The organism is Candidatus Krumholzibacteriia bacterium, from assembly GCA_035649275.1.
Classification (GTDB): Bacteria; Krumholzibacteriota; Krumholzibacteriia.
On record DASRJW010000031.1, the window covers coordinates 1 to 6,103 of the forward strand.

Genomic DNA, 6,103 nt, shown 5'->3' on the forward strand with positions numbered 1-6,103 from the left:
GTGTCGGCGTCCCGGAGGCCGTCGAGCACGGCTTGCGGTGGGCTGTCGGGTCGGGGCAAGGCGTGGTAGAGCTGGGTCGGTGGTTTCGCCCGACAGGCGTAGAAGTATCCCGACTCCTCGGAAACCCAGACGACGTGACCACCTTCACTACGACGCTCGACCTCGTCCACCAACTGGCGCAGTGCGGGGTTGCGACGGACCCACAGATCGCTCTCACCGGGGTAGAGCTGCGGTGTGGTGACGAGGAGCAAGCCCACGAGGACGACTGCCGCCCAGCCCACACCGCGCGAGCGGGAGGCGATCCCGGCCACGCTCACGCCAGCGAAAGCAGCTGCGATGCTCCCGACCAGGATGTAGTAGCGCGGCTGCGTTCCAGCGTGGAAGACGAGCGTCGTCCCGGCGAGCGCCGCCAGGTGCGAGACCGCCGGCATGATCCAGCCGCGACCCGCGCGCGCGCGCCACGCCCGCACCGCTCCCAAAACGCCGAGAACAACGATGGGCAGTGTCACCGCCTGCCACAGGGCACCCAGGAACGAGAACCCCACCGAGACGATCGAACCACCCAAGGTGGGGTCGGCCTGCACGACGCTCATCACGCTTCCGTGCTCATGGGAGAATCGCGATTGGGCGACGTTCCATGCCGCGAACGGCAATGCCGCTGCCAGGGCGAACGCCGCCGCGGCACGCCAGCGTGGCAAGAGAAGCGCCGCCAGAGCGAAGACGAGAACGATGGCATCGAAGCGCATCCAGGTGGCGATGGCGAGGCAGAACCAGGCGAGAGCGTACACGCGGAAAGGATGTCGCAACCTCGCGCCGCTCGGGCTGGAGCCCGGTGACCCAATCCCCTCCCGGGCTCGCAGCAATGCTGCCGTCGCCGCGACGATGAAGAAGGCGAAGACCGGATTCACGTCGGGGTTGGCACCGTAAGCGAGCGACACCGGCAGGAGCGTGACCAACGCACCGGCCACGCCCCCGGCCAGGTCGCCCCAGCGAACCTGCACCGCGCGGGCGAGGATCCAGACCGTGCCGCCGGCAGCCACCGCGGAGAGCAAGACGCCGGACAACACGGCATCGCGGACGAGCAGGTAGAAGAGAGCGTGCAGGTAGAGATGTGCCGGCAGCCATAACCCCGACCAGACGATGTGTGGATCCTGGAGCCACTGCTGCAACCAGACGACGCGCGCGCCGTCGTCGCCGAGGCCGATGTCCGAGACCGCTGCCGCGACGAGCCGTAACACCACGGCGCTAAAGCCCCAAGCTGGAGCGAGCCAGAGCGAGAACATGGAACTCCGCGCTGGGACCCCACCTCGGCTGGGCGACGAGAGATCACCCGGTCCCGGCGCCGGCTCGCGCCAGCCACCTGCGAGCCCCCGGCGTAGAGTGGCGCTCGACGCCGCAGCCAGCGCCACCGCGGCGGCGAGCCCCCAGATCCACACGCCAGCATCGAGGAAGTGGGCAGTCCGTGGCTCGAAGACGCCATCGGGAGTGAAGGCGCCCAGCCACCTCGATCCCGGCCGAATCCAAAGCAAGACCGTGACTGCGAAGGCGAGAGCAGCGAACGCCAGGAGGCGGGAGTCGAAACGACGGGGGGCAAGCTCCGGTGCCATGCTCACTTCTTGCGGAACCGGAACTCGATCTCCTCGAAACCGCCGACGAGGAAGCACCAGCCGCGCGAGGCGGCGAGGGGCGACAGGTTCGCGAAGAAGTCGATGACCTTGCCCAGCCCCTCCGAGAGATAGAAGAGCCCGGGCGAGACAACGGTCCGCTTCAGGTACGGCTGCGCCGACCAGCGCAGGCGCATGCGCTCCAGCACGAACTCCGTTCCCGTATAGCCGCCCCGGAAGGAAGGGTTGAAGTAGTAGGGAAAGGTGACGTCGAAGCCGCGCTTGTGATCGGCGTGCGTGAAGCCACGACTGAAGTGAGGAACGCGGACGACGAGCTCGCCGCCATTCTTCAGCATCCGGTGCATCTCCGCCATGACTCGGAACGGCTCGTGCAGGTGCTCGAGGACATGATCGGCCTCGATCAAGCGGAAGTGCCCCGAAGGGAACGGGTACGGCAGCTGATCCAGGTCCTGCACGATGTCCGGCTGCAGGCCCGGATCGCAATCCACGTTGACGAAGCCGGGCTTCTTGAAGGCTCCGCAGCCCAGGTTCAGCTTCTCTGCCAGCGGTGTCGTCACGGTCATGAATCTTTCCTTCGCTCCCCGCGACTTGGACCCGCGGCGCAACATGGACCCGCGCCGCGACGTGGACCCGTGGCGCAACTTGGATCCGCGGCGCTCCTCAGGCACCGATCCGCGCCGGCGCCACTGCCGGCCGGCTCGCGAAACGGTCGTACCACAGCTGGAAGACGAACAAGGTCCAGAGCTGCTTGCGGTTGTCCCGAACGCCGCGGAAGTGCTCGTCCAGGAGTCGCTCCACCGCGCGCCAGCGGAAGATCCCCTGTTGGCGGATGCGCCCTGCGTCCAGCACGTCGCAGGCGAGCTCGCGCAGCTCACCGCGGAACCAGCGCGCCACCGGGATCCCGAAGCCCTTCTTGCCGCGCCCGGCGATTCCTGGCGGCAGGCGCTCCCCCATGGCGCGCTTCAGGATGTACTTCGTCTGCAACCCGCGCAGCTTGAGGTCCGGCGGGATGCTGTTCAGGAACTCCACCAGAGTATAGTCCAGGAACGGAGCCCGCACTTCCAGGGAGCAGGCCATGCTCGCCCGGTCCACCTTGGTCAGGATGTCGTCCTGTAGGTAGAAACGGCCATAGAGGTAGATCAAGCGCTCCAGCGGATTCTGTGACGGGCACTCGGCCTCGGCGCGGGCGATGTCGTCGTAGAGATCGTCCCCAGCCAGCGCCTCGGCGCCGAGCACATCTTCCAGCCCAGCGCGATCGAAGGCTCCGAGCCAGACCTGGTTGCGCACGCCTGGCGGATGCAACGCTCCCTGCAGAAATCGCTTCAGTTTGAAATCCAGGCTGAAGTTGTCGTGCGACACCGGCAGCCGCCCGGCGAGCGGCACGAGCACCCGCTCGTGCAGCGCCCGTGGCACGCGGTAGTAACGCGCCACCCGCTCGGCCTGGAAGGTTGGGTAGCCGGCGAGCAGCTCGTCGCCACCATCACCGCCGAGGGCCACGGTCACGTGCTGGCGCGTGAAACGCGACAAGAGATAGGTCGGCACGATGGAAGGATCGGCGAAGGGCTCGTCGAGGAAGTCCGCCACATTGGGCAGGATGTCCACCATGGTCTCGGGGCGCAGGCTGTCCTCGCGGTGGTCGGTACCGAAGAAGCGCGCCACCTTGCGGGCGTGCGTCGATTCGTCGAAGGAACGCTCCTCGAAGCCGATGGAGAAGGTCTTGATCGATTCCGGCGGCACGAGCTCCGACATCATCGCCACGACGGAGCTGGAATCGATGCCGCCGGAGAGGAAGACGCCGAGCGGCACGTCGCTCACCAACCGCAGCCGCACGGCCTCGCGAAGCCGCGTCCGCAGCTCCTCGGCGTACTCCGCTTCGCTCCGGCGGGCGCCGTTTCCGGCGAAGCGCATGTCCCAGTAACGCCCTACGGTGATGCGCCCGCCCTCCCAGAGAAGGGTGTGCGCCGCCGGCAGCTTGTGCACGCCTTGGAAGATGCACCCGGGCGACGGCACGTACTCGTAGGCCAGATACTTGGCTAACGCCCGCGGATCCAGCCGGCGCGGGCACTCCGGGTGCTGCAAGAGCGCCTTCAGCTCCGAGGCGAAAAGCAGCGACCGCCCGGTATCCGCCCAGTAGAGCGGCTTCTTCCCCATCCGGTCCCGCGCCAGGAACAGAGAGCGCCGGCGCGCGTCCCAGATCGCGAAGCCGAACATGCCGTTGAGCCTGGTGACCGCCTCCGGGCCGTGCTCCTCCCAGAGGTGCACCAACGTCTCGGTGTCCGCGCGCGTCCGGAAGGTGTGGCCCTGTGCTTCCAGCTCCGCTCGCAAGGCGGCGAAGTTGTAGATCTCGCCGTTGAAAACGAGCCAGACCGAACCGTCTTCGTTGCACATGGGCTGGTGGCCGCCGGCGAGGTCGATGATGGAGAGCCGGCGGAAGCCGAGACCCACTCGGGGGCCGCGTTCCACGGCCTCCTCGACGTGGAAGCCTTCATCGTCCGGGCCGCGGTGGCGGAGGCTATTCGTCATGCGGCGCAGGAGGCCGACGTCTACCGGAGCGTCATAACCGAGAATGCCTGCGATGCCGCACATGGGCGCGCGCCCTCACTCGCCTTCGCCCACATTGCGCTTCTCGCCGATCCAATAGATCGGCTTCGCCTGCGACTCGTGGTAGGTGCGGATGATGATCTCCGCCAGCAGGCCGATGAAGACGAAGGCAACGCCCAAGGAGAAGAGGAAGACGGCGATGAGGATGAAGGGATTGTTGTGGACGTAGGTCCCGTGGGCGATCTTCTCCCAGACGGTTTCTGCCGCGGCGAGCACGCCACCCAGGCACAAGAGCAGGCCGATGCTGCCGAAGAAGTAGATCGGCTTCGTCGAGTAGTCGGTCAAGAACTTCACCGTCAAGAGATCGAGCACCACTTTGATGGTGCGCTTGAGACCGTACTTGCTGCGGCCGAAGCGCCGGGGGTGATGCCGGAGCGGCACCTCGCAGATCTTGGCGCCCATGAGAGTGGCGAGCGCCGGGATGAAGCGGTGCATCTCGCCGTAGAGGCGGGTGCCGCGCAGCACCTCCACTCGGTACGCCTTGAGCGAGCAGCCGTAGTCGTGCAGCTTGACCCCGGTCACCCGGCCGATCAACCAATTGGCCAGGCGCGAGGGCACCCTCCGCAGCAATGCCTTGTCCTGCCGTTTCTTGCGCCAGCCGCTCACGACATCGAAGCCTTCGTCGATCTTCTGCAGGAGCAAGGGGATGTCGCTCGGATCGTTCTGCAGGTCCCCGTCCATGGGGATCACGACCTTGCCCCGGGCGTGGTCGAAGCCCGCCACCATGGCCGCAGTCTGGCCGAAATTTCGCCGCAAGCGCAGGACCCGGATGCGGCGATCGCGCTCGGCGATCTCCGCCAGGAGTTCGAAGGTGCGGTCCGTGGAGCCGTCGTCCACCAGGATGGCTTCCCAGCTGCGCCCCACGTTGTCCAAGGCGGCGACGAGCTGCTCGTACAGGTGCGGGACGCTCTCCTCTTCGTCGAGCAGCGGGATGACGATGGACATCTCGACGGCGGGGGCCGCAGGCGGCGTCGACGCGGCATTGCGGTTCGACGCGGAACTCGGGGCCGTGGCCATGGGCGAAGTCCTCGGGTTGGGTCGGACGGGGATGGACGGCGCACGGGGCAGGCCCTCCGTCCATCGCTGACATCCTGGCGGGGGCCGCAACAAGCCTACCATGACCCCCGGAACCCTGACCAGAGCCCGGGGTTCGCGCGCCGGCTGCGCACGTTGCGGGATCCTCACGCTGGACGTATCGTTCCCTGCATCATGAAGCCCACTGTGGCCAGCGACCTCACGGCACTCTTGTGCCGCGGGTTGACGAAACGTTATGGATCCGTGTTGGCCGTCGATGGCCTTGATCTCGAGGTGCGTCGCGGCGAGTGTTTCGGCCTCCTGGGGCCGAACGGCGCCGGCAAGACCACGACGATCGAGATCCTGGAAGGTCTGAACCGCGCCGATGCCGGCACGGTCGAGGTCCTCGGCCAGACCTGGAGGACCGGGCAGGACCGGGCGCTCCGCGAGCGGCTCGGCATCCAGCTACAGGAAACGCGCTTCTACGACAAGTATTCGGTGCGGGAGACGATCGGCCTCTTCCGCAGCTTCTACCGCCGCGGTCCGACACCGGACGAGGTCATCCGGCGCGTGCAGCTGGAGGAGAAGCGCGATGCCTGGGTGATGAAGCTCTCGGGGGGTCAGAAGCAGCGGCTTTCCGTCGCCTGTGCGCTGGTGAACGACCCGGAGGTGCTCTTCCTGGACGAGCCGACGACGGGGCTCGACCCGCAATCCCGGCGCCAGCTCTGGGAGCTGGTCGACAACTTCCGCAGCGGAGGCGGTACGACCCTGCTCACGACGCACTACATGGACGAGGCCGAGCGTCTCTGCGACCGCGTGGCCATCGTCGACCACGGCAAGGTGATCGCTCTCGGCACGCCCGC

General features: G+C 67.2%; 5 protein-coding genes. 1 reads left to right on the forward strand and 4 read right to left on the reverse strand.

What is annotated here, in order from left to right:
- The 4 genes from VFE28_03310 to VFE28_03325 all read right to left on the reverse strand — a co-directional run.
- Positions 1–1,607, reverse strand: a 1,607-nt coding sequence (locus VFE28_03310) for a hypothetical protein (protein ID HZM15006.1), incomplete at its 3' end; no start/stop codon positions are given.
- Between the two features lie 2 nt (positions 1,608–1,609).
- Entirely contained in the window at positions 1,610–2,188 is a 579-nt protein-coding gene (locus tag VFE28_03315) for a class I SAM-dependent methyltransferase (protein ID HZM15007.1), read from the reverse strand.
- A 97-nt stretch (positions 2,189–2,285) separates the two neighbouring features.
- On the reverse strand, positions 2,286–4,211 hold the full coding sequence (gene asnB / locus VFE28_03320) for an asparagine synthase (glutamine-hydrolyzing) (GenBank protein HZM15008.1): 1,926 nt from the start codon (positions 4,209–4,211) through the stop codon (positions 2,286–2,288).
- Between the two features lie 12 nt (positions 4,212–4,223).
- Positions 4,224–5,171 (reverse strand): glycosyltransferase family 2 protein, encoded by a 948-nt coding sequence (locus VFE28_03325; protein ID HZM15009.1) that lies wholly within the window; start codon positions 5,169–5,171, stop codon positions 4,224–4,226.
- Between the two features lie 264 nt (positions 5,172–5,435).
- Between VFE28_03325 and VFE28_03330 the strand changes: the two genes are divergently transcribed.
- Positions 5,436–6,103: ABC transporter ATP-binding protein (locus VFE28_03330; protein ID HZM15010.1), on the forward strand; the 668-nt coding region annotated here is incomplete at its 3' end.

Excerpts from the sequence above, each read along its gene's own strand:
- VFE28_03315 (HZM15007.1), bottom strand. The coding sequence starts at position 2,188 with ATGACCGTGACGACACCGCTGGCAGAGAAGCTGAACCTGGGCTGCGGA.
- VFE28_03325 (HZM15009.1), bottom strand. The coding sequence starts at position 5,171 with ATGTCCATCGTCATCCCGCTGCTCGACGAAGAGGAGAGCGTCCCGCAC.
- asnB (HZM15008.1), bottom strand. The coding sequence starts at position 4,211 with ATGTGCGGCATCGCAGGCATTCTCGGTTATGACGCTCCGGTAGACGTC.